Source organism: Agrococcus sp. ARC_14 (assembly GCF_022436485.1).
Taxonomy (GTDB): domain Bacteria; phylum Actinomycetota; class Actinomycetes; order Actinomycetales; family Microbacteriaceae; genus Agrococcus.
In genome coordinates this window covers 1-20846 of the sequence record NZ_JAKUDO010000002.1, presented here as the reverse complement: position 1 = coordinate 20846, position 20846 = coordinate 1, and the positions used below count along the sequence as shown (strand labels likewise).

18 protein-coding genes are annotated in these 20846 nt (G+C 69.5%); 6 read left to right on the top strand and 12 right to left on the bottom strand.

Annotated features, from left to right (window positions below):
* The first annotated feature begins 23 nt into the window (after window positions 1-23).
* The 5 genes from MKD51_RS13365 (at window position 24) to MKD51_RS13345 (ending at window position 5522) form a co-directional block, all read left to right on the top strand.
* The gene (locus tag MKD51_RS13365) at window positions 24-980 is read left to right on the top strand and encodes a sugar-binding domain-containing protein (protein WP_240240978.1); all 957 of its coding nucleotides are present in this window, start codon (window positions 24-26) and stop codon (window positions 978-980) included.
* Between the two features lie 89 nt (window positions 981-1069).
* Window positions 1070-2572: an FGGY family carbohydrate kinase gene (locus tag MKD51_RS16385; RefSeq protein ID WP_240240977.1), complete on the top strand. Its 1503-nt coding sequence runs from the start codon at window positions 1070-1072 to the stop codon at window positions 2570-2572.
* Window positions 2569-3354, top strand: coding sequence for an ATP-binding cassette domain-containing protein (locus tag MKD51_RS13355; RefSeq protein ID WP_240240976.1), 786 nt, complete (start codon window positions 2569-2571; stop codon window positions 3352-3354). Before MKD51_RS16385 ends, MKD51_RS13355 begins: the two co-directional genes overlap by 4 nt.
* The gene (locus tag MKD51_RS13350; protein ID WP_240240975.1) at window positions 3351-4445 is read left to right on the top strand and encodes an ABC transporter permease; all 1095 of its coding nucleotides are present in this window, start codon (window positions 3351-3353) and stop codon (window positions 4443-4445) included. The genes MKD51_RS13355 and MKD51_RS13350 overlap by 4 nt, the downstream gene beginning before the upstream one ends.
* Window positions 4446-4496: 51 nt before the next feature.
* Window positions 4497-5522 (top strand): ABC transporter substrate-binding protein, encoded by a 1026-nt coding sequence (locus tag MKD51_RS13345; protein WP_240240974.1) that lies wholly within the window; start codon window positions 4497-4499, stop codon window positions 5520-5522.
* A 231-nt stretch (window positions 5523-5753) separates the two neighbouring features.
* Here the strand turns inward: MKD51_RS13345 and MKD51_RS13340 are convergent, their stop codons facing one another.
* The 9 genes from MKD51_RS13340 to MKD51_RS13300 all read right to left on the bottom strand — a co-directional run bounded on the left by MKD51_RS13340 (window position 5754) and on the right by MKD51_RS13300 (window position 16867).
* Window positions 5754-6800: a putative sulfate exporter family transporter gene (locus MKD51_RS13340; RefSeq protein ID WP_240240973.1), complete on the bottom strand. Its 1047-nt coding sequence runs from the start codon at window positions 6798-6800 to the stop codon at window positions 5754-5756.
* A 113-nt stretch (window positions 6801-6913) separates the two neighbouring features.
* Window positions 6914-8038 (bottom strand): FAD-dependent oxidoreductase, encoded by a 1125-nt coding sequence (locus MKD51_RS13335; protein ID WP_240240972.1) that lies wholly within the window; start codon window positions 8036-8038, stop codon window positions 6914-6916.
* Window positions 8039-8046: 8 nt separating this feature from the next.
* A complete protein-coding gene (locus tag MKD51_RS13330; protein ID WP_240240971.1) occupies window positions 8047-10146 on the bottom strand; it encodes an ABC transporter ATP-binding protein in 2100 nt (699 codons plus the stop codon).
* Entirely contained in the window at window positions 10143-11054 is a 912-nt protein-coding gene (locus MKD51_RS13325; RefSeq protein ID WP_240240970.1) for an ABC transporter permease, read from the bottom strand. Before MKD51_RS13325 ends, MKD51_RS13330 begins: the two co-directional genes overlap by 4 nt.
* Before the next feature lie 8 nt (window positions 11055-11062).
* Window positions 11063-12025 carry an ABC transporter permease gene (locus tag MKD51_RS13320; protein ID WP_240240969.1) on the bottom strand — a complete coding sequence of 321 codons (963 nt, stop codon included), beginning with the start codon at window positions 12023-12025 and terminating at the stop codon, window positions 11063-11065.
* Between the two features lie 90 nt (window positions 12026-12115).
* Window positions 12116-13837 (bottom strand): ABC transporter family substrate-binding protein, encoded by a 1722-nt coding sequence (locus MKD51_RS13315; protein ID WP_240240968.1) that lies wholly within the window; start codon window positions 13835-13837, stop codon window positions 12116-12118.
* Between the two features lie 28 nt (window positions 13838-13865).
* A complete protein-coding gene (locus tag MKD51_RS13310) occupies window positions 13866-14978 on the bottom strand; it encodes an alpha-hydroxy acid oxidase (RefSeq protein ID WP_240240967.1) in 1113 nt (370 codons plus the stop codon).
* Between the two features lie 28 nt (window positions 14979-15006).
* The gene (locus MKD51_RS13305; protein ID WP_240240966.1) at window positions 15007-15603 is read right to left on the bottom strand and encodes an isochorismatase family protein; all 597 of its coding nucleotides are present in this window, start codon (window positions 15601-15603) and stop codon (window positions 15007-15009) included.
* 55 nt (window positions 15604-15658) lie between these two features.
* A complete protein-coding gene (locus MKD51_RS13300) occupies window positions 15659-16867 on the bottom strand; it encodes a four-carbon acid sugar kinase family protein (RefSeq protein WP_240240965.1) in 1209 nt (402 codons plus the stop codon).
* Between the two features lie 225 nt (window positions 16868-17092).
* On the opposite strand from MKD51_RS13300, the gene MKD51_RS13295 reads away from it, so the two are divergent.
* Entirely contained in the window at window positions 17093-18358 is a 1266-nt protein-coding gene (locus tag MKD51_RS13295; RefSeq protein ID WP_240240964.1) for a helix-turn-helix domain-containing protein, read from the top strand.
* A gap of 48 nt (window positions 18359-18406) precedes the next feature.
* Here MKD51_RS13295 and MKD51_RS13290 read toward each other — a convergent pair whose 3' ends face one another.
* From MKD51_RS13290 to MKD51_RS13280, 3 genes are all read right to left on the bottom strand, one after another.
* Window positions 18407-19054, bottom strand: coding sequence for a GntR family transcriptional regulator (locus MKD51_RS13290; protein WP_240240963.1), 648 nt, complete (start codon window positions 19052-19054; stop codon window positions 18407-18409).
* Window positions 19055-19151: 97 nt separating this feature from the next.
* On the bottom strand, window positions 19152-20180 hold the full coding sequence (locus MKD51_RS13285) for an ABC transporter substrate-binding protein (RefSeq protein WP_240240962.1): 1029 nt from the start codon (window positions 20178-20180) through the stop codon (window positions 19152-19154).
* Window positions 20181-20256: 76 nt separating this feature from the next.
* Window positions 20257-20846: ABC transporter permease (locus tag MKD51_RS13280; protein ID WP_277604021.1), on the bottom strand; the 590-nt coding region annotated here is incomplete at its 5' end.

The following is a 20846-nucleotide window of genomic DNA, read 5'->3' as shown; positions in this document are numbered from 1 at the left end:
AGGGTAAAGAGCTGGAGGCTTCGATGATTGAGCAAGGCAAGTCGCTGCGACGACAGGGTTCGCTCGTCGAGGCAGCCCGTGTCGCCAGGCGGTACTACCTGGACAACAAGCAGAAGAACGAGATCGCCGAGGAGCTCGGGCTCTCGAGGTTCAAGGTGGCACGACTGCTCGACCTGGCTCGCAGCGAAGGCATCGTGCAGATCTCGATCCAGCTGCCGACAGCAGACGACCTCGAGCTGGCCGACCGCCTCGCAGCGCGGCACGGGCTTCGCCGCGCAGTCGTCGTCCGCGGCGAGTACCCCGACCCCGAGTCGATCGCCGCCGCCATCGGACACTCCGCGGCCGAGTACCTGGCCGCCATCCTTGGGCCAGAGGACGTGCTGGGCATGGCGTGGGGCGCGAGCCTCACCGCGATGGCGAACGCCTTCCGTGCGGAGGCCTCGGGTGCCGATGTCGTGCAGATCGTAGGCGGCGTGCGGTCGGTGGGGCAGACGCTGAGTGGCGTCGAGATCGTGCGCAGGCTCGCGCTCAGGACCGGCGGTCATGCCTACCCGCTGCACGCGCCGTTCGTGGTCGGCAGCGCCGAGATGGCGAGCGACCTTCGCCAGGAAGCGTCGCTCGCCGAGGTGACCGAGCGGTTCGAACGGCTCACGATCGCCGTGTTCGGCGTCGGCGCATGGGAGCCACCCCAGTCGTCGCTCTTCAACGAGCTGCCGCATCACGACCGCGCGCAGCTTCGCGAGGCCGGCATCGTCGCTGACCTGTGCGGCATACCGCTCAACGCTGACGGCGAGATCGTCGACCAGGCGATCGCGCAGCGCGTCGTAGGCGTCTCGATGGATGAGCTGCGCAGGGTGCCGGAGGCCGTCGCCGTGGCCGGCGGGGTGATGAAGGTTGAGGCCATCCGTGCGTGCCTGCGCGCAGGCGTGATCTCCACACTGGTGACGGATTCCACGACCGCAGAGCAACTGCTCATCTGAGCACCTGATTGCACTCTGAGCGCTTCCCGGGCATCATCTGCTCACAGCGCTCTCGCAGTCTCGAACGTCGGCACCAACGGAGGTGACCAGTGACCGTCCACCTCGGCATCGACCTGGGCACGTCGAGCGTGAAGTGCGCGCTCCTGTCCGCCGACGGCGTCGTCGTGGCCACCTCGCAGGTCACGTACCCGATCGATCGGCCGAGCATCGGCTGGGCCGAGCAGCACCCGGACGCGTGGTGGTCGGCGACAGCCGAGGCTGTGCGGGCGGTGCTCGCGCAGCATCCGACGCCCGCACCCAGCAGCATCGGCCTCAGCGGCCAGATGCACGGGGTCGTCCTCGTCGACGGCTCGAACCGCCCCGTGCGGCCCGCGATCATCTGGCCCGATGCCCGTACCGGCCGGGAGATCGATGCCTGGCGGTCTGCCGTCGGCGATCGCTTCGTGTCCATCACGTGCGGCATGCCCATCGCGGCCGGGCTCGCCGGTCTCAGCCTGAGCTGGCTGGCCGCGAACGAGCCCGAGGCGCTCGCACGCACCGCAAGCATCCTGCAGCCCAAGGATTGGGTCCGCTTCCGGTTGACCGGCCAGCTCGCACTTGAGCCGACGGACGCGTGTGCATCGCTGCTCTTCTCGGTGGTCGACGAAGCGCCAGTGCCAGAGCTGCTGGAGCTCGCGGGGATCCACGAAGGTCAGCTGCCGCCGATGATGCCAACCCTCGCGATCGGCGGACACGTCACCGATGCGGCAGCGGCAGCGACAGGCCTGGCGCCTCGGACGCCAGTCGCGGCGGGCGGCGGGGATCAGGCGATGGCCGCGTTCGCGCTCGGACTCGACAGCCCTGACCGCGCTGCCATCGCGATCAGCTCCAGCGGCACGGCGCTCGTGCCGATCGCCAACGACACCGGCTCGCTCGAGCGCCAGAGCCGCACCCACCATGTGATCGCCGGGGCCCGTCCCGGCAGTCGCATCGCGATGGGCGTCGTGATGGCCGCAGGACTCGCCACTCGCTGGCTCGCAGACGACCTGCTGCTCGGCGCGACGACCGAGGCAGCCCTCCTGGAGGCCGCCGACGACATCCTTGCCGGCGCCGATGGCTTGAGTGGCAACCCGCACTTCGGAGGGACGCGCACGCCGGTGGTCGACAGCCGACCGCAGGGCGCGTTCGTCGGGCTCAGCTTCCTGCACACGCCCGCCCACCTGATGCGCGCCACCGTCGACGGCGTCGCGCTCTCGCTCACCGGTTCCGTGCAGGCGATCCAGGACTCGCGCGAGCCCGTCCGCGAGATCGTGCTCTCAGGCGGAGGCGCCCGTTTCCCGACCTGGCATCGCGCAATCGCCGACGCCTCAGGGCTCCCCGTCGTGCTCTCCTCAGATCTCGACCACTCGCCCATCGGTGCAGCACTGGCCGGCGCATCCGCCAACGGCGATGAGGTCCGCTTCGACGGCCGATCCCGCGTCGAAGGGCGCGTCGAGCCCGACCCTGCGCGAGCGGCCGCGTTCCGCGCAGCGCGCGAGCTCGCTGTCGAGCGCGGGCTCCTGCCCGCTGCACATGCGACCCCAACCTCGACCTCGGAGGCGATGACCCGATGACCACACTCGACGCGACGACGAGCACGGATGTCGTGCTGCGCGTCCACGGCGTCACGAAGCACTACGGCCACGTGCAGGCACTCCGCGGTGTGGACATGGAGGTGCGCCGCGGCGAGGTCGTGGGTCTCGTCGGCGACAACGGCGCAGGCAAGTCCACGCTGGTCGGCGTCCTCTCAGGCGCTGTCACGCCGACGGACGGAGCAGTCGAGTTCGAGGGTGCGCCCGTCACGCTCGCCAGCCCTTCGCATGCCCGTGATCTCGGCATCGAGACCGTCTACCAGGACCTCGCGCTCGCGCTGGAGCTGCCCATCTGGGCGAATCTGCATCTCGGCCGGGAGCAGCGCCGCAGCGGACTGCTGGGCGCGCTGGGATTCCTCGACAAGCAGGCGATGATCGCGAGCGCCGAGGAGGAGCTCCGGGCGACCCGGATCCGCATCGGCTCCGTCAGTGCCCGCACCAGTGCGCTCTCAGGCGGCCAGCGTCAGGCGATCGCGGTCGCGCGCGCGACGGCACGGGGCTCCAAGCTCGTGCTGATGGACGAGCCGACTGCCGCGCTCGGCGTCGAGCAGCAGCACCGAGTCGGAGAGCTCGTGCGCCACGTCGCCGACCAGAACGTGCCGGTCGTGCTCATCAGCCACAACCTCCCGCAGGTTCGGGAGCTCTGCGACCGCGTGCTCGTCATGTATCGCGGCCGCATCGTCGCCGACCTCGATCCGAAGGTCGAAGGCGTCGAGTCCATGATCCGGTGGATCACGGGTGCGGCGCTGGAGGAGGGGCGATGAACGCCAAGCGAATGCCGACACGACCGGGCGAACCGGTCGAGACATCGATGCTCAGCACGCTGGACGGCAGCGATGAAGGGCTTCGCCGCGGGCCTCGCACACCACTGCATCGCCTCGGCTCGTTCCTCGGCAGGGGTGACGGCGATGTTGCTCGCGTGCTCGTGCTGCTCCTGATCATCGTGATCATCGGGCTAGTAGCCCCGAACTTCATCTCGAAGGCGAGCTGGCTCGCGCTCTCGCAGACGGCCACTGTCGTCGCGCTGCTCGCGATCGGTCAGACCTTCGTCATCATCACCGGCGGCATCGACCTGTCCGTCGGTGCGGTGATGGCGTGCTCAGCGGTGATCGGCGCCGTCGTCATGCGCACCGTCTCCGCAGACGGTGGCGACCCGAACCTCGCCATCATCGCCGGCCTCGCCACGACCCTCGGCATCGGCGTCCTGGCCGGCCTCATCAATGGGCTCGTCATCACGAAGCTGCGCATCACACCGTTCATCGTCACGCTCGGCATGCTCAGCGTCGCAACGGGCACGATGAACCTCATCTCGGGCGGCGCCGAGATCGTCGGTCTGCCGCCGCAGCTCGGCGGCATCGGCAACACGCCGATCGCCGGATGGTTCACGGTGCCCGTGCTCATCACGATCCTGACCGCGATCGTCGCCGGCATCGTGCTCACCCAGACCCGGTTCGGCCTCCGGACCTTCGCGATCGGCAGCAACCAGGGCGCCGCACGACGCGTCGGCATCGGCGTCGAATGGCACATCGTCCGCGTCTACATCTTCGCCGGATTCCTCGCGGCGGTCGCCGGATTCCTCCTGACCTCACGATTCGTGAGCGCCAGCACGATGGCAGGCACCGGCATGGAGCTGTCGTCGATCGCTGCAGCGGTCATCGGTGGTGCCAGCCTCATGGGCGGACGCGGTTCCGTGCTCGGCACGATGGTCGGCGCGCTCATCATGTCTGCGCTGCAGATCGGACTCATCATCGCGGGCGTCGCCTCGTTCTGGCAGACGATCGCCATCGGCATCATCACCGTGGTGGCGGTCTACGGCGACCAGATCCGCATTAAGTACTCAGGCGAGCGGTCCTAGGCCGCTCGAACAGGCTGCGGAGCGACGGCGCTCCAAAGGAAGGGAACAACCATGCTGAAGAAGCACCAAGCACGAACGGCCGTGGGGCTGACTGCGTCGGCGCTCGTCCTGCTCGCGACCGTCGCCTGCTCGGGAGCGGCCGCGCCGGACCCTGCGGGAAGCGACGGTGCGGCTGCTCCGGAGGGCGGCGAGGATCTCACGATCGCCCTCGTCCCCGGAATGACCACTCACCCCGCCTACCAGACCATGTACTGCGGCGCTCTCCAGGCTGCAGAGGAGCTCGGCGTCACCGTCGACTTCCAGGGCGCCAACGCGTGGGATCCCGCGCAGCAGCTGCCCGTCGTGCAGTCGCTGCTCGCGACCTCACCCGATGCGCTCCTGCTGGTGCCGGCGGATGCGTCGGCGCTGCGGCCGGCCGTCGACCAGTTCCTCTCTGCCGACATCCCGGTCATCACCGTCGACACCGGGCTCGAGGACACGAGCGGCCTGACCGCCGAGATCATGTCGGACAACGAGCAGGGCGGTGGCGCGGCTGCAGAGGCGCTCGGCGAGGCGATCGGCGGCGAAGGCACGGTCGCGATCATCTCGGGCGTGCCGGGAGCGACCACCGACATCGCCCGCGTCGACGGATTCACGCAGGTGATGGCGGAGCAGTTCCCCAATGTGACGCTGCTCGAGCCTGAGTACTCGCGTTCGGTGGTCGCCACCGCCGAGAGCCAGGTGCAGTCGCTCATGCTTGCGCACGATGACCTCGCGGGTGTGTTCGGCGTCAACGGCAACTCGGCGACGGGTGCCGCGAATGCCGTCGCAAACGCTGCGACGGAGATCGTGGTCGCAGGCTACGACGCTGAGCCCGGCACCGTCGAGCAGCTGCGCGCAGGCAACATCAACATCCTGGTGGTGCAGGACTTCATCCAGGAAGGTGAGCTCGCAGTGCAGTACGCGTATGCGGCGCTCACCGGCGACGAAGCGTCCATCGAGACACCGCACGTGCTGGAGAACATCATCGCGACCACCGAGAACGCAGATGACCCCGAGATCTCGCAGTACTTCTACATTCCGGAGTGTCAGGTCTGACGATGACTGCTTGAAGGTCGGTGAGGGGCGGTGCGGCAGCACCGTCCCTCACCGCGTCGGACGCTCAACAGGCAGCGCATCGGGGCGCGCCCCCTCGGCTTCGGCCCTCGCACGAAGAACAAGGCGCTCGAAGAGATCGCCGCATAGGTCTCGCAACGGGAAGGGCGGAGCCACCCGGCTCCGCCCTTCTTGGGTGACGGGGCCCCGACCCAGCGCCTGCCGTGCAGATGGTCAACCCAACTGCACTGCACCCCACGCGAGGCCGGCCACGAGCACCCAGGAGAGCAGCGCCACCAGCAGCGCGCGCCAGCCGGTGCGCACCAGTGACCGGATGCGCACGGCAGCGCCGAGGCCGAAGAGCGCCATGGCGAGCAGCGCAGTCTGCACAGCGGCCGCGATCTCGAGCACCGCTTCCGGCACCGGCGTGAACGAGCGCAGGAGCATCGCAGCGATGAAACCAGCGACGAACAGTGGGACGATCGGCGGTCGCGACGCACCCGTCGCCGACGCATCTCCGCGTCGGCGCATGACGAGCGTCGTGACCGCCACCATCGGCGCCAGCATCACCACGCGGGTGAGCTTGACGACCACGGCGACAGCAAGCGCGGCTGGGCCCGCGATCTGCGCGGTCGCGACGACCTGGCCGACATCGTGCACGCTCGCGCCCACCCAATGGCCGAACTCCAGCGCGCTCAGACCCAGCGGGTGCCACAGCAGGGGCAGCACCACGATGGCGAGCGTGCCGCACAGCGTGACGAGCGCCACCGGCGTCGCGGCCTCCTCATCGTCGGAACCCGTTGCGTGGCTCATCGCGCCGATGGCCGAGGCGCCGCAGATCGAGAAGCCGGCCGCGATCAGCAGCGGCTGGTGTCCCGGCAGCCTCAGGAGGCGGCCCAGGGCTAGAGTCGCGACGAAGGTCACGAGCAGCACTCCGACGACGGCGGCGATGGCCACCCAGCCCAGCGCAGCGATGTCGAGCAGGCTGAGCTGCAGACCGAGCAGCACGATGCCGATGCGCATGCAGCGCTTCGCCGCCAGACCGAGACCGGGCTTCAGCCGACCGCTGAGCGCCGGTTGCGCCACCGGCAGCTGCGCGACGACGATGCCCAGCACGACGGCGGCGGTGAGGAGCGGCACGGCGGGCAGCGCAGCATGCAGGCCCCACGCGATGAGCGCAGCCGCACCCGCCACCAGCAGGCCGGGGGCGACACGAGCCGTGCGCCCGGGCGCCCGCGGCGTGCGCCCTTCCGGCACGACACCGGTGCGCCCGTCGGTCATGCCGGCATCCTCATGGTCCACGACGCTCCATCCTCCTCGCCCTGGCAGGGCCTTCTCATCGCGCCGCATCGGCGGCCGCATCGCACAGGTGCTGCGACCGCCGACGCGACTCCCTACCGCGCGACCTGCTCGACGTCATCGGCGTAGCGGCCGATCGCGATGGGCTCCAGATAGAAGCGCTCGGGCCGCATCGCCGAGAGCTCCCACACATCCTCGCCGCCCAGCAGCTCGCGGGCAGCCATCCACCCCCACATCGGTCCCCAGCCGATGCCCCCGTGCGAGACGGTGAAGTACAGGTTGCGCAACCATGGCACGGCCCCGACGACCGGCCCGCCGGGAGGGATCGCGCGGATGCCGATCGAGCTGCGCACCGGCGCCGTTCCAGCCAGCTCGGGCAGCGCGGTGGCGATCTCATCGACGAGCTCCTGCGCCGACCGTGCGTTCGCCCCGTGCGTCGCATCCTGCGGACCGCCGCGCCAGTGCACGGCGAGGCCACCCGAGGGGTCCGGCCGCGCGCACCACTCGGGGCCGTTGATGACGTGCGTGACGGTGGCGATCGGCTGCGTGTAGACGAGCCTGCCCGGGATGAGGTCGAGCGGGATGGCGAGATCCGCCATCGCGGCGATGTGGCTCGCCCAGCTGCCAGCGGCGTTGACGAAGACGTCGCCCTCGACGCGCGTGCCGTCCTGCAGTCGCGCAGCGACGAGGCGCTCCCCCGCCCGCTCGAATCCGACCACCTGGGCATCGCGGCGGACGCGGCCGCCGCGAGACTCGATCGATGCGACGAGCGCTCGCACGACCGCCGGCCCATCGACCCATCCGGAGCCCGTCTCGTTGAACACGACCTCGTCGTCGAGCAGGCGCAGGCCGGGTGCGAGCGCGCGAGCCTCATCGGCGCTGAGCTCCCGCACATCGATGCCCTTCTCGCGCACCACCGCGGCCGAGCGCTGCAGCTCTTCGCGCTCGTGGCGATAGCCCCACATGAGCGTGCCCGACCAGTGCACGTAGTCGCCCGGCACCTCGAGCTGCAGTCGCTCGAACATCCCGTGCACCCCCGCGCGCAGCTTCGCTCTGCCTGGCTCCTCGCGCCACGACATCTGGGGATAGCTCGACAGCCACGCGATCGATGACGACGAGGTGCCTCGACCGGGCTCGCTCGCGTCGAGCAGCTCGACCTCTGCGCCCTGCTCGAGCAGCCGGAACGCGACGTGGCTCCCGATCGACCCTGCTCCGATCACGACGACCTTCACGCGTGCTGCAGCTCTCGTGTGAGCTCGGGGAAGTGGCAGGCGGCGTCCCGGCTCGACGACGTCGGCTCGAGCCTCGGATCCTGGGACACGCACCGCTCGCGGCGCTCGTCGTCGAGGAGCGTCGCGAAGATCGGGCACCGAGCCCGGAACGCGCACCCGGAGGGGCGGTCGCTCGGCGATGGCATGTCGCCCGTGAGCGTGATCGCCTCGCGCGCGCGCTCGACCTTGGGATCGGGGATGGGGATGGCCGAGAGCAGCGCCTTCGTGTACGGATGCGCGGGGTCATCGAAGACCTCGTCTCGCGTGCCGATCTCGACGATGCGGCCGAGGTACATGACGGCGATCCGGTCGGAGATGTGCGCGACGACCGCGAGGTCGTGCGCCACGAAGAGGTAGCCGAGCCCGCGCTCCGCCTGGATGCGGGAGAGCAGGTTCACGATGCCGGCCTGCACGGAGACGTCGAGGGCGGAGACCGGCTCGTCGAGCACGATCACGTCGGGGTCCGTCGCGAGCGCCCGTGCGATGCCGATGCGCTGCCGCTGGCCTCCCGAGAACTCGTGCGGATACCGCTCAGCCATCTCCTCAGCGAGGCCGACGTCGCGCAGCAGCTGCGCGACCCGCGCCGGGCGGTCCTTCCGATCGACGCGTGCGAGCGCGAGCGCTTCGCCGATGAGATCGGCGACCGACATGCGGGGGTCGAGCGACGAGAACGGATCCTGGAACACCATCTGGATCTGGCGTCGCATCGCGGTGAGCGCCCGGCCGCGCGCCGACGCGAGGTCGCTCCCCCGCACGCTGACGGTGCCCGAGGTCATGGTCTGCAGGCGCGTGATGGCCCGCGCGGCGGACGACTTGCCGCATCCCGACTCACCGACGAGGCCGAGCGTCTCGCCTTCTCGGATCGTGAAGGAGACGCCGTCGACCGCGAGCACACTCGTGCGCTTGCCGGCCCGATCCTTCCGGTCATAGCGCTGCACGAGGTCATCGACCTCGAGCAGCACCTGGGCGTCGCGCTCGACGACGACGACGGGCTCGGGCACGCTCGGCAACGGTGCGCGAACGATCTCGGGCTGCCGCGCGAAGTGACATGCCGCCGCGTGGGTGCTGAGCTGCTGCGCGCCATCGAGCTCGGCGACGGCCGCGTCGATCACCAGCAGCTCCGGCTCCTTCTCTCGGCAGGTGTCCCGCGCGAAGGCGCAGCGGTCGGCGAAGGGGCACGCCCGCCCGGTGAGGCTCGCCGGGCTCGGTGGCGCTCCAGGGATGGGGATCAGCGGTGCGTCGCGCTGATCGATGCGCGGGATCGACGCCAGCAGGCCGCGCGTGTAGGGCATCCGCGAGTGCTCGAAGACCTGGTCGATGTCGCCGCGCTCGACGACCCTGCCGCCGTACATCACCAGCACGCGGTCGGCGTGGCCCGCGATGACGCCCATGTCGTGGGTGACGAGGATGAGCGCCGCGTTCACGTGCTTGCGCGCCTGGTCGAGCGCTTCGAGCACCTGCGCCTGCACCGTGACGTCGAGCGCGGTCGTGGGCTCATCGGCGATGATGACGTCTGGCCGGTTCGCCATGGCGATCGCGATCACGGCCCGCTGCCGCATGCCGCCGGAGAACTCGTGCGGGTAGTGGTCGATGCGGTGCTCGGCGTCGGGCATGCCGACGACGCCCAGCAGCTCGATCGCCTCGCGCCGGGCTTCCGCCTTCGGGACGTCGCGGTGGATGCGGATCGCCTCGATCAGCTGCGCCCCCACCGTGAGCACGGGGTTCAGCGAGCTCATCGGGTCCTGGAACACCATGGAGATCCGTGCGCCGCGCAGCTTCGACATCGCACGATCGTGCAGTCCGATGAGCTCCTGCCCTTCGAACCTGATGGAGCCTGTGATCGTCGTGTGGTCGGGGTGCAGCCCCATGATCGCGTTGGAGGTCACGGACTTGCCCGAGCCCGACTCGCCGACGATGCCGAGCACCTCGCCGCGTCGCAGGTCGAAGGAGACGCCGCGCACGGCACGGATGCCGCCGAAGCGCACATGCAGGTCGCGCACCTCGAGCAGCGGCGCGGTCGCGAGCTGGCTCGCCTGCTCGTGAACGGTGATCGTCATGCTGACCTCCTTGTCGACTGGCGGGGATCGAGCGCATGGCGGATGCCGTCGCCGATGAAGGATGCGCACAGCGCGATGATCACGATGAACAGTCCTGGGAAGTAGAACAGCCACGGCCGCGTCATGACGGCGCTCTGCGATGTGGCGACGAGCAGACCGAGCGAGGTGTCGGGCGCTTGCACGCCGAAGCCGAGATAGGAGAGCGCTGTCTCCGAAAGGATCGCCGTCGCAGTCAGCACCGTGACGGCGACGGTGATGGTGCCCATGGCGTTGGGGATGAGGTGGCGCACGATGATGCCGAAGTGGCTGACACCCAGGCCGCGCGCTGCGAGCACGTACTCCGAGGTCGCGAGCGACATGACGGTCGCCCGCACGATGCGCGCGACGACGGGCCACGCGAGGAAGGCGAGCACGGCCGCGATGGTCACCCAGCTTGTCTCGCTGCCTGTCGACAGGTAGGCGAGCACGGCGGCGACCGCGATCGATGGGAACACGAGGATGACGTCGATGACCCGCATGATCGCGCCGTCGGTGAACCCACGGAAGTAGCCGGCGATCGCACCGATGATCGAGCCGACCACCGTCGCCGAGATCGCGACGACCAGTGCGATCAGCACCGAGCGCTGCGTCCCTCGCATGATCTGCGACATGGTGTCGAAGCCGGTGCTGTCGGTGCCGAAGGGGTGGGCGAGCGAGGGCGCCTGCGAGATGTCGTCGGTGTAGACGTCGTAGCGGTAGGGCCACACGAGCGGCCCGACGAAGGCGAACAGCAGCACGAGCACGAACACCGCGAGCGCGATGACGCTCGTGGGGTTCCGCAGGAACCGGCGGAGCGCGGGGAACCGGCGCTGACTCGATGGCCGAGGACCGACGACGGCGTCGCGCGCGGTGGGGGAAGCGGGGATCATGCGACTCCTCAGGCGGTGCGGATGCGGGGGTCGAGCACGCCGTAGAGCAGATCGGCGAGCAGGTTGAGCAGGATCGTCGCGGTCGCGAACACCAGCAGCCATGCCATGACGACGTTGACGTCGAGGTTGCGGATGCCGTTGAGCAGCAGGTCGCCCATGCCCCGCCACTGGAAGATGCTCTCGGTCACGATCGCGCCGCCGACGAGCGCGCTGAAGTCGAGGGCGATGACGGTCACGAACGGCATGAGCGCGTTGCGCAGGCCGTGCCGCACCACTGCCCGGCCCTTCGTGAGGCCCTTCGCCCGAGCGAGGCGCATGTAGTCGGCGCTGAGCACCTCGATCATCGACGAGCGCACGTAGCGACTCCAGGAGGCGAACTGGTTGATGACGAGCACGACGGTCGGAAGGGCGATGAAGCCAGCGAGCTGCAGCCCCGTGGCCCCGGTGGAGGCGCCGTCTCCCACGGTGTAGAAGATGGTGGCGCCCGCTGCCGTGTTGACCTCGATGGCGGCGTACTTCAGCAGCACCCCGATCCAGAAGACCGGGATCGCGAGGGCGACGAACACGATGACGCTGAGCGTGACGTCGAGCGGGCCGCTCTGGCGCATCGCGCTGATGACGCCCACGACGATCGCGATCACGGCGGCGACGAGCACGGCGATGATGATGAGTCGGAAGCTCACGACCATCCGTGCACCGAGCTCGGCACCGATGTCCACGTTCTGCACGGACCCGCCGAACTCACCGCGGAAGATGCCGGTGATCCAGGTCCAGTACCGCATGAGCACCGGCTCGTCGAGACCGAGCTCACGCTCGAGCCGATCCAGCGCCTCTTGTGGCGGGGGCGGATCCATCGAGCGGAACCGCGACATCGGGTCGCCTGACAGCGCCACCATCATGAACATCGCGAACGACGCGATGATGATCATCGGCACCGCGATCGCGATGCGCTTGAGCGCGTACCTCAGCATGGCCCTCCTCCTCCGTCTGCTTGCGCGTGCCCGGTGCGGAGATCACTCCCCGCACCGGGCCGCAGTGCCGCGCACCGCATCACGCGGCGATCACTGCCCGGTGAATCCCCACTCGTGGAGGTTGTAGAGCGGACCGCTGAGGGTCGGGTTGTCGCGAACGTTGCCGAGGTTGCTCGGATAGGCGATCAACGTCGACTTCTGGTACATCGGCAGCAGCAGGAGATCGTGCACGAACAGCTCGTCGGCCTGGCCGATGAGCTCGATGGCCTCCTCCTGCGACGTCGCCGCGAGCGCGCCGTCCACGAGCGCGTCGACCTCCGGGTTGGAGTAGTGCGGGTTGTCGCCCGTTCCCGTGGTGTAGCGGTCATGGGCGTTCGACGCGAGGAACGGCGAGCCTGTGTAGCCGACGAGCACGATGTCGTGGCCGTAGGGCTCGATGCTCGACATGGTGTCGCCGAGCGAGTCCGTCGTCTCGAGCGCCAGCGTGATGCCCAGCGGTGCCACGGCTGCCTCGATGACCTGCATCGCGGACTCCCGCACGGCGTTGCCGACCGAGTACACCGCACGCAGGGCGGGGACCTGCTCGCCCTCGGGAGTCACGAGCCTGCCGTCGACGACCGTGTAGCCCGCCTCCTCCAGGATCGCGGCCGCCGCCTCCGTGTCGCCGAGGCCGTAGTTGAGCGGATCGGTGTGGTTCTCGTATCCGGTCTGCTGCTGCATGATCATCGCGCTGCCGAGCGGCGTCACCGATTCGTCGAACTGGCCCACCGTGCGGTCGATGATGCTCTGCTTGTCGATCGCGGTCGCGATCGCCTGCCGCAGCGGCAGATCCGACAGGAACGAGTTCGAGTGGTTGAAGACGAGCGCCTCCATCACGAGCGACTGGTTCATCTGGTAGCTCACCCCCTGCTGCGCCATGCTCTGCACCTGCTGGAGCAGATCGACCTGCGGCTGCGGGTACATCACGTCGATCTCGCCGTTCTGCATCGCGATCGGCGTCTGCTGCGTGTCGGTGATCATCGAGATCGTGACGCGCTCGAGATTCGGTGCCTCGCCGTACCATTCGGAGTTCGGCTCGAGCACGATCTGGATCCCCGGCTGGAAGTCCGTGATGATGTACGGGCCGCCCGAGAACACAGGCACGGTGTTGACGAAGTAGTCGCTGAACGACTCGTACAAGCCGCCGTTCGCCTCGGCCAGATGCGCGGGCAGCAGCCGATTGAATTCGCGCTGCCACTCCGAGAAGTTGCCCGCGTGGGTGGCGGTCACCGTGCGGCCGTCCTCCGACTGCTCGATCGACTCGACCTGATCCAGGCCGTCGCTCCGACCCGCCGCGCAGTCGGGGCAGTCGCGTCCGTTGAGCATCTGCCACTGCAGGATGAAGTCATCGCCCGTGATCGGCACGCCGTCCGACCACACCGCATCCTCGTTGATGACGTACTCCACCACCGTCGGATCCTGGCTGACGACCTCTGCGCTCGCGAGGAGGTCGTCGTTCATCTCGAGCGTCGACCCGTCGGGCTGGATCACGAACGCGCTCGGGTACAGCGCGCCCGTCACCCACACCGCTTCCGAGATGTCGCCGGCGGCCGAGAGGGTGTTCCAGTTCTGGATCGTCTTCTCGATCGCCATCGTGATCTCGCCGCCCGGCTCGACCTCGGCGGTGTTGACCGTGTTGAGGTCACCCGTGACCTGGCCTGCGGCCGGGGCGTCGCCGCCGGCCTGACCACCGGCATCGCCTCCAGGCGCGCAGGCGGTGAGCAGCAGCGCTGCGGCAGCGGCCACCGCGATTCCCGTGGTTCTCAGCTTCATGATGTGCTCGCTTTCGTGGGGTGGTGCGTCAGGCAGCGAAGGGGTTGTGGTGGAAGACGTGGGGGCCGAGGTCTGCGATCGACGAGCAGCCCAGATGCCCGAGCGTCATCCAGAGCTCCTGCTTGAGGATCTCGATCACGCGCAGCACGCCCTCCTCGCCGTCCGCAGCGAGGCCGAGCGCCGTCAGCCTGCCGATGGCGACGGCGTCGGCGCCCAGTGCGACGGCCGCAGCGATGTCGCTGCCGCGACGGATGCCGGAGTCGAGCACGATGGGCAGCTCGGGCACCGCCTTGCGGATCTCGGGGAGCACCTCGATGGTCGACGGCGTGCGGTCGATCGTGCGACCGCCGTAGTTCGAGACGTAGAGGCCGACGGCACCCGCGTCGCGCGCGGCGATGGCGTCGGCGGCGCTGTGGATGCCCTTGATGATCACGGGCAGCGGCGCCTTCTCGATGATCCGCGCCGCGTCGGCCCACGTGTAGCGCGGCTTCGTGAACGCGATCAGCTCCTGGAGTCCGGCAGGGTCGGAGCCGTTCTCGCCGAAGTTGATGTTGTCACCGGTGGTGCGTGACGAGAAGCGGTTCTCGATCAGTCGCTCGCGCCACTGCCGGATGGGCGAGTAGGTCGCGATGATGTGGGTGTAGCCGGCGTCCTTCGCCCGCTGCATCATCGCCAGCACGAGCTCGTCGTCTCCGACGAGGGTCATCTGGTAGAAGTGCGCGGCGTTCGACGCCGCCGCGACGTCCTCGAGACGGTAGGAAGCGGCGACGGGCACCATCTGCTGGATGCCCGCGCGCTCGGCCGCGCGGCCGATGCCCGGGTGCCCGTCGGAGTGGAACGTCGCCTCTTGGCCGAACGGCGCCGTGAACAGCGGCATCGACAGGTCGTAGCCGAACACGCTCGTCGAGGTGTCGGGGTTGCTGACGCCGGCGAAGAGCGGCACCTCCCACAGCAGCTCGTCGAACTTCGACTGGTTGCGAGCGACGGAGGTCTCGGAGCCCGTGCCCGTCCAGAGGTAGTCCCAGGCGGAGTCGGAGAGGTGGTGTCGAGCCGCCTTCGTGATGCCCGTGATGGTCGTGAAGCGCTCGCTCGAGCCGAAGCGGTCGTCGAAGATCGCGCGGGTGGTCGCTGTCTCAGTCATGATCCTGTCCTGTCCTGGTCTGCCGCGCTCAGGCAGCGGTCTGTGCGCTTGCGCGGAAGGTCTCGGTGACGGCCGCGACGTCGCGAACCCGGCCGATCTGCGGGAACACCTCGCGAACGGCGAACTCGTGCTGCTCGGTCGTCTGCGACGCCATCGCGTCCTCGACGAACACCAGCTCGTAGCCGTGGTCGTACGCCGAGCGTGCGGTGCCCTCCACGCCGAAGCTCGTCGAGATGCCGCACATCACGACGGTCTCGATCCCGTGCCTGCGCAGCTGCAGATCCAGGTCGGAGCCGTAGAACGCGTTCCACGAGCGCTTGATGACGACGGGCTCGGTGGGCAGCGGCTGCATCTCGTCGACGAGCTGGTCCCAGCCGTCCCACCGGTGAGGCGCGCGCCGCTCGACGTCCACGCGCTTGACCAGCGTCAGGGAGTCTGACTCGTCGGGGAGGAAGCTCGTGCGCACGTAGACCACGAGCGCACCGCCCTCGCGAGCGGCGTCGACGAGGCTTGCGACGCGGGTGATCACCGTGTCGGCGTCATGCGGTGCTGCGGCATGGCGCCGCACGGCGCCCTGCATGTCGATGATGACGAGCGCGGACTTGTCTGTCTCGAAGAGGGTCATGGTTTCCTTCTCGATCGATGCGGATGGGGTGCAGGGGGCTCGATGAGCGAGCGGCTCAGGATCCGGTGAGGCGGCGCACGAGTCGCACGAGCGTGTCGGGAGCGCCGATGCTCGAGGCCTTCGTGATGATCGCGAGGTTGGCGAAGGGCCCGCCCGTCAGGCGCACGACGGGACAGAGCGGCTCGAGCTCGTTGCCGGGCTTCAACGCAACGGCGTCGAGCGCACGGATCGTCCTGCCCGAGCTCACACCGCCGCTCACGACCACCCCGAGCGCCGGGTGATCGCCGCGGGTGCTGACGTCGAGCAGCCGTCGCACGGCCGCGGCGATGTCGTCGGCCGCGAGCAACGGGTCGTCGCCGGTGCGCTCCGGCGCTTGGATGACCACGACGCGGTGCTGGGCCACCGTCTCCAGCAGCATCGCATCCGTCTCTCGCAGCAGCGCTGCTGTGGTGGTCACGCGAGCCGCGGGACCGTAGACATCGGCGACGCGGGCGAGCTGCTGCCGGTCGAGCGTCGCGGCACCCGTGGCGGCGACGACGACGAAGCCGTCAGCGTCGAGCGCCGGGTGGCAGCGCAGCCAGCCGCCGCTGGAGACCGCGACCACCTCGTGCTGCGCCTCGATCCGATGCACGACGCCGGCAGCGGCCTCGAGGTGTCCCTCGTTCGCTGCATCGAAGATGAGCGTGCGGTGGCCAGCCGCGATCGCGCGCTCGACCTCAAGCGCCGCCGACTCGCTGCCGAGTGTGAGCGCATCGACCGAGACCACGAACGGCTCGCCCTCGAGCTCGAGCCGCTCGGCCACCGGGATCACCTCGACACCCTGACCGTGGCGATGCACGCGCTGCTCGCCCTCGACGCAGATGCGCCCGGCGGTCGGGTAGCCGGTGATGACCGCCACGATGGGATCGCGGGCGCCGGCGCCCCGCAGCACTCCGCGGTGAACATCCGCGGGTGTACCGCGGAAGGCCGAGTCGACGCGCTGCTCGACGCGCAAGCAGCCGCGGACGCGCAGCCACCGGGTCCACTGCTCCGCCAGATCCGTGGCGTCCTCCAATCGATCCTGCGCCTGCAGGTCGACGACGATGGCATGCAGCCCGGGCATCGGCACGGTTGACGGATCGTCGACGACCTCGACGCGCAGACCCCGCTGCTGCAGTCGTCCTGCGACGCTCACGGCTGCCTGGAGATCCTCGGTGATGACCCCGAGCGCGACGGAGGCTGTGCCGGCCTCGGGCCGAGCACGGGATGACGAGCTTCCGAGCATCGCCGCCTCCTCGCGTCACCTGCTGCGCACCGTCGAATCGATGCGTCGTGGTCACGCTAAGCAGACCGAGCGAGGCAGTCACGCGACATCTGTAGCGACGTCACCGCACACCGCGCGAAGCCGGGCGGGCGTTATCTGATTGCAACGTGCCCGACTTCGAATGATGCGTAGTGTGGCGGGAACCTGTCTGTGTCGACAGGGTCCAGCGAGAGCGGAGGTGCTGCCATGGGGGCGCTCCGACTCGAGGCCGCGCACCGCAAGCTGCTGCACGAGCTCGCCGAGGCGATCGGCACCTCGCTCGAGGTCCCGGTGGAGATCACGGACGCGCGGCTGCGCTCGCTCGCACGCAGCGAGCTCGTGCCCGTCGATGGCCACGCGCGGAGCCTGCGACCCGACCTCTCGCCTCGCGTGCGGATTCCTTCTGGACACCGTGGACCCATCCACGTGCCTCCGGTCGAAGCGATCGGCTTGCAGGGCTTCTGGGTGGTGCCGATCTTCGGCGTCGACCGCCTGCGCGTGCTGCTCTGGATCCTCGACGGCGACGCCGATCGCAGCGCGGTGGAGTTCGCGGCCACTGCGGCCCACGCGACCGTGCACGGGCTCGATGCCGCGCACGCGTTCGAAGCCGCCTCGCGCGAGTCGGGACTCGGCGCTGCGCCCTTCGACGATCGCATCGGCGAGGTCGAGCGCGCGGTCACCGTCGCCGCGGGCGAGGGCGACTTCCACTACGACTCGGTGAGCATCGCCCTCGCCGTGCTCGTCGAGCCAGCCAGCGCGCACTTCGCGACCGCCCACGACTTGGCCGCGACGCTGTGGCGCACGGCGCAGCGCGGGTCGAAGGTGCTGCCGGCGCGCCGTGTGCTCGCGGCGCAGCACGAGAACGAGGCGGTCGTGCTGCTCGCGCCGTTCCCGCAGGACTCGCCCGCCGAAGCGCTCGAGCGGGCCATCGCGATCGTGCAGGATCTGCTCTATCGCAGTCAGGATGCGGGGCTCTACGGCCGGTGGACGATCGGCACGAGCGCGGTCGTGCGGCATCCCGAGGGGCCCGCGCGAGCGATCTGGCAGGCGCGCAACGCGGCTCGAACTGGCTTGCGGATCGGGATGAGCGGGCAGATCGTGGAGTGGCAGCGCGCCGAGCAGTACCACGGGCTGGCGCAGCTGCCGCAGCGGTTCATCGACGATCACTACCTGACCGCAGAGCTGCTGGCCTTCTTCGAGGACCCCGAGAACGACGACCTCACGGCCACGCTCGAGAGCTTCCTGGAGCACGCCGGCAATGTGCAGGCCGTCGCGGCAGAGCGCTTCGTGCACCGCACGAACGTCTACCACCGCCTGCGTCGCATCGAGTCGGCCCTCGGGGTCGATCTCGGCCGCGGGCACGACCGCCTCGCCCTGCACATGGCGCTCATCGCCTGGCGGATGCGGACGCGCCAGTCGGGCGCGCATGATCTCGCCTCGCAATCGCTGCAGCCCGTGTCGCCGCCCTCATGATCGAGCGAGCGGCAGGGTGCGACGAGGCTGTTCGAACGCTGGCCTGACCTACCCGAAGTACTCCCGCGTCGCCGCCAGCACGCTCGTCAGGTGCCTGCGCATCGCGTCGGCCGCGGCATCCGCGTCGTGCGCCGCGATCGCGTCGATGATCGCCAGGTGCTCCGGCAGCGAGACCGTCGGGCGGTCGTGGTGCATGGCGAGGCGGATGCGGTAGCGCACGTTCTGCGCCCGCAGCTGCCCGATGATGCGGGGCGCGACACGCATCTGGCTGAGCTCGAAGACCGTCTCGTGCAGCGCCTGGTTGCCCTGCGAGTAGGCCTCGGCATCGCCCTCGGCGACCGCCGCGCGCATCCGCTCGCCGACCGCGACCAGCCGCGCGACCCCGGCCTCGTCGGCGCGCTCGGCCGCCCGTGCGGCGCAGATCGACTCGAGCGCAGCGCGCAGCTCGACGATCTCGAGCGCCTCCTCGAGGTCGACCGCCCGCACCCGAGCGCCGCGGTGCTGGATGCGCTCGACGAGCCCCTCGCTCGCGAGGTTCACGAGCGCCAGCCGCACGGCGCCGCGACTCGCGGCGTACATCTCCATGAGGTCTGCCTCGACGAGGCGCTGGTTGGGCGCCAGCTCGCCGGCGGTGATCGCGCGCCGCAGGGCATCCGTCACCTGCGCGGTGTCGCGCCCCGACTCGACTGTCGACACTGGCTACCTCCGCTCGGGTGTTCGACAACTGTAAAGGGCCGCTGCTCGCAGAGCCTGCGACGGCGCCGGACCGCTCGACCCGGCGCCGTCGCGAGCCTCACTCGGCCGCGCCCTCCCAGACGATGTCGGCGAAGGCGGGCGCCTCGGCGACCAGGCCAGACTCCACGTGGAAGGCCAGCGCCGTGTCATAGCTCGACTGCGAGATCGCCGACGAGGATGCCATCTCCTGCGGCATGATCTCGACCAGCGCCTCGACCACGGCCGGGTCGGTGTCACCCAGGTATGCGGCGAGCAGCTCGGCCGCGCCCTCCGGGTCGTCGGCGATGAAGGCCAGCGCCGAATCGATCGCGGCGTTGAAGCTCTCGACGAGCTCTGGCCGGTTCTCGAGCACCTCGGTGTTGCTGAAGGTGACGCCGTGCAACTGGCCTGCCATCTCGGGCACGTCGCCGCGCTGCGGAGAGATGTAGATCTCGCCCGCGCCCTGCTGCTCGGCCAGCTGGCCGACCGGCTGGAAGAACGCCAGCGCATCGACCTGGCCGCTCGAGAGTGCCCCCAGCGCCGCCGGCACCTCGGCGCCGAGGTTGACGAGCGTCGCGTCGGTCGCCGAGTCGAGCCCCTGGCTGCCGAACAGGTAGGTGACGAGCGCCTCGGTGCCCGAGCCCGGGCCGGTGATGCCGATGTTCTGCCCCTCGAGCGCGGCGATGCGCTCTTCGATGGGCGCGTCGACGGGCGGGCCCTCGAACGAGTCGCCCACGATGATGTCGACGTAGTACTCGGTGACGAGTGCCCCAGTGATGCGCGCGGTGTCGACGCTCTCATGCAGGTTCAGCGCATCGGTGACCACACCCGCCGCGATGTCGATCGAGCCCGAGGTGAGCGCGGCCGCGAGCTTCGCGCCCGTGCCGAGGCGCGGGCGCTCGCCGAGCTCGACATCCTCGTCTTCGAAGTAGCCGTTCTCCTCGGCAACGTAGAGCGGGAAGAACGCGATCGAGTTGCTGATCTGGCCGACGTTCAACACGCGCGACTCGCTGTCGGGCGTGCCGCCCGAGCATGCGCTGGCGGCGAGCACGACGCCCGCGGCCGCGACGAGCGCCGTTGCTCGTCGAAGGGTGATGGTGGTGGTCATGACTGCTCCTGAGTTGGTTGTGTTGCGTGCGTTTGCGGTGTTGCGTGCGTGATTGTTGTGTGTCGGATGCGTCGGGTCACGCGTCGAGCGGCTTCCACCGGTTCGCGCGCGCGGCCAGCAGGCCGACGAGGCCGTTGAGCACCATCGCCAGCACCGTCAGCACGGCGACAGCTGCGAAGACGCCCGCAGTGTTGAACTGCGCCGCCGAGTCATTGATGAGGTAGCCGAGGCCGCGGTTCGAGGCCACGAGCTCGCCGATCACCGCGCCGATGAGGGCGTAGGGGATCGAGACCTTGAGGCCCGTGAGCAGCCCCGACATCGATGCCGGCAGCACCACCTTGAGCGCGATGTCGCGGCGGGTGCCGCCCATCAGCCGCACGGCGTCGATCAGCCCGCGGTCCACATCCCGCACCCCAGCTGCGGTGTTGAGGAAGACGAGGAAGAACACGCTCACCGCGGCCAGGATGATCTTCATGTCGATGCCGATGCCGAACCAGACGATGAACAGCGGCGCGAGCGCCACCTTCGGAATCGAGTAGAGGGGGCTGCTGCACGAGTAGGTGACAGTTTCGGTTAGGCCGCAAGGGCCAGGTTCTTGGTCATGATGGTCTCGTACTCGACGGGCGTCAAACGGCCAAGGCGTGGCTGCCGGCGGCGTCGGTGGTA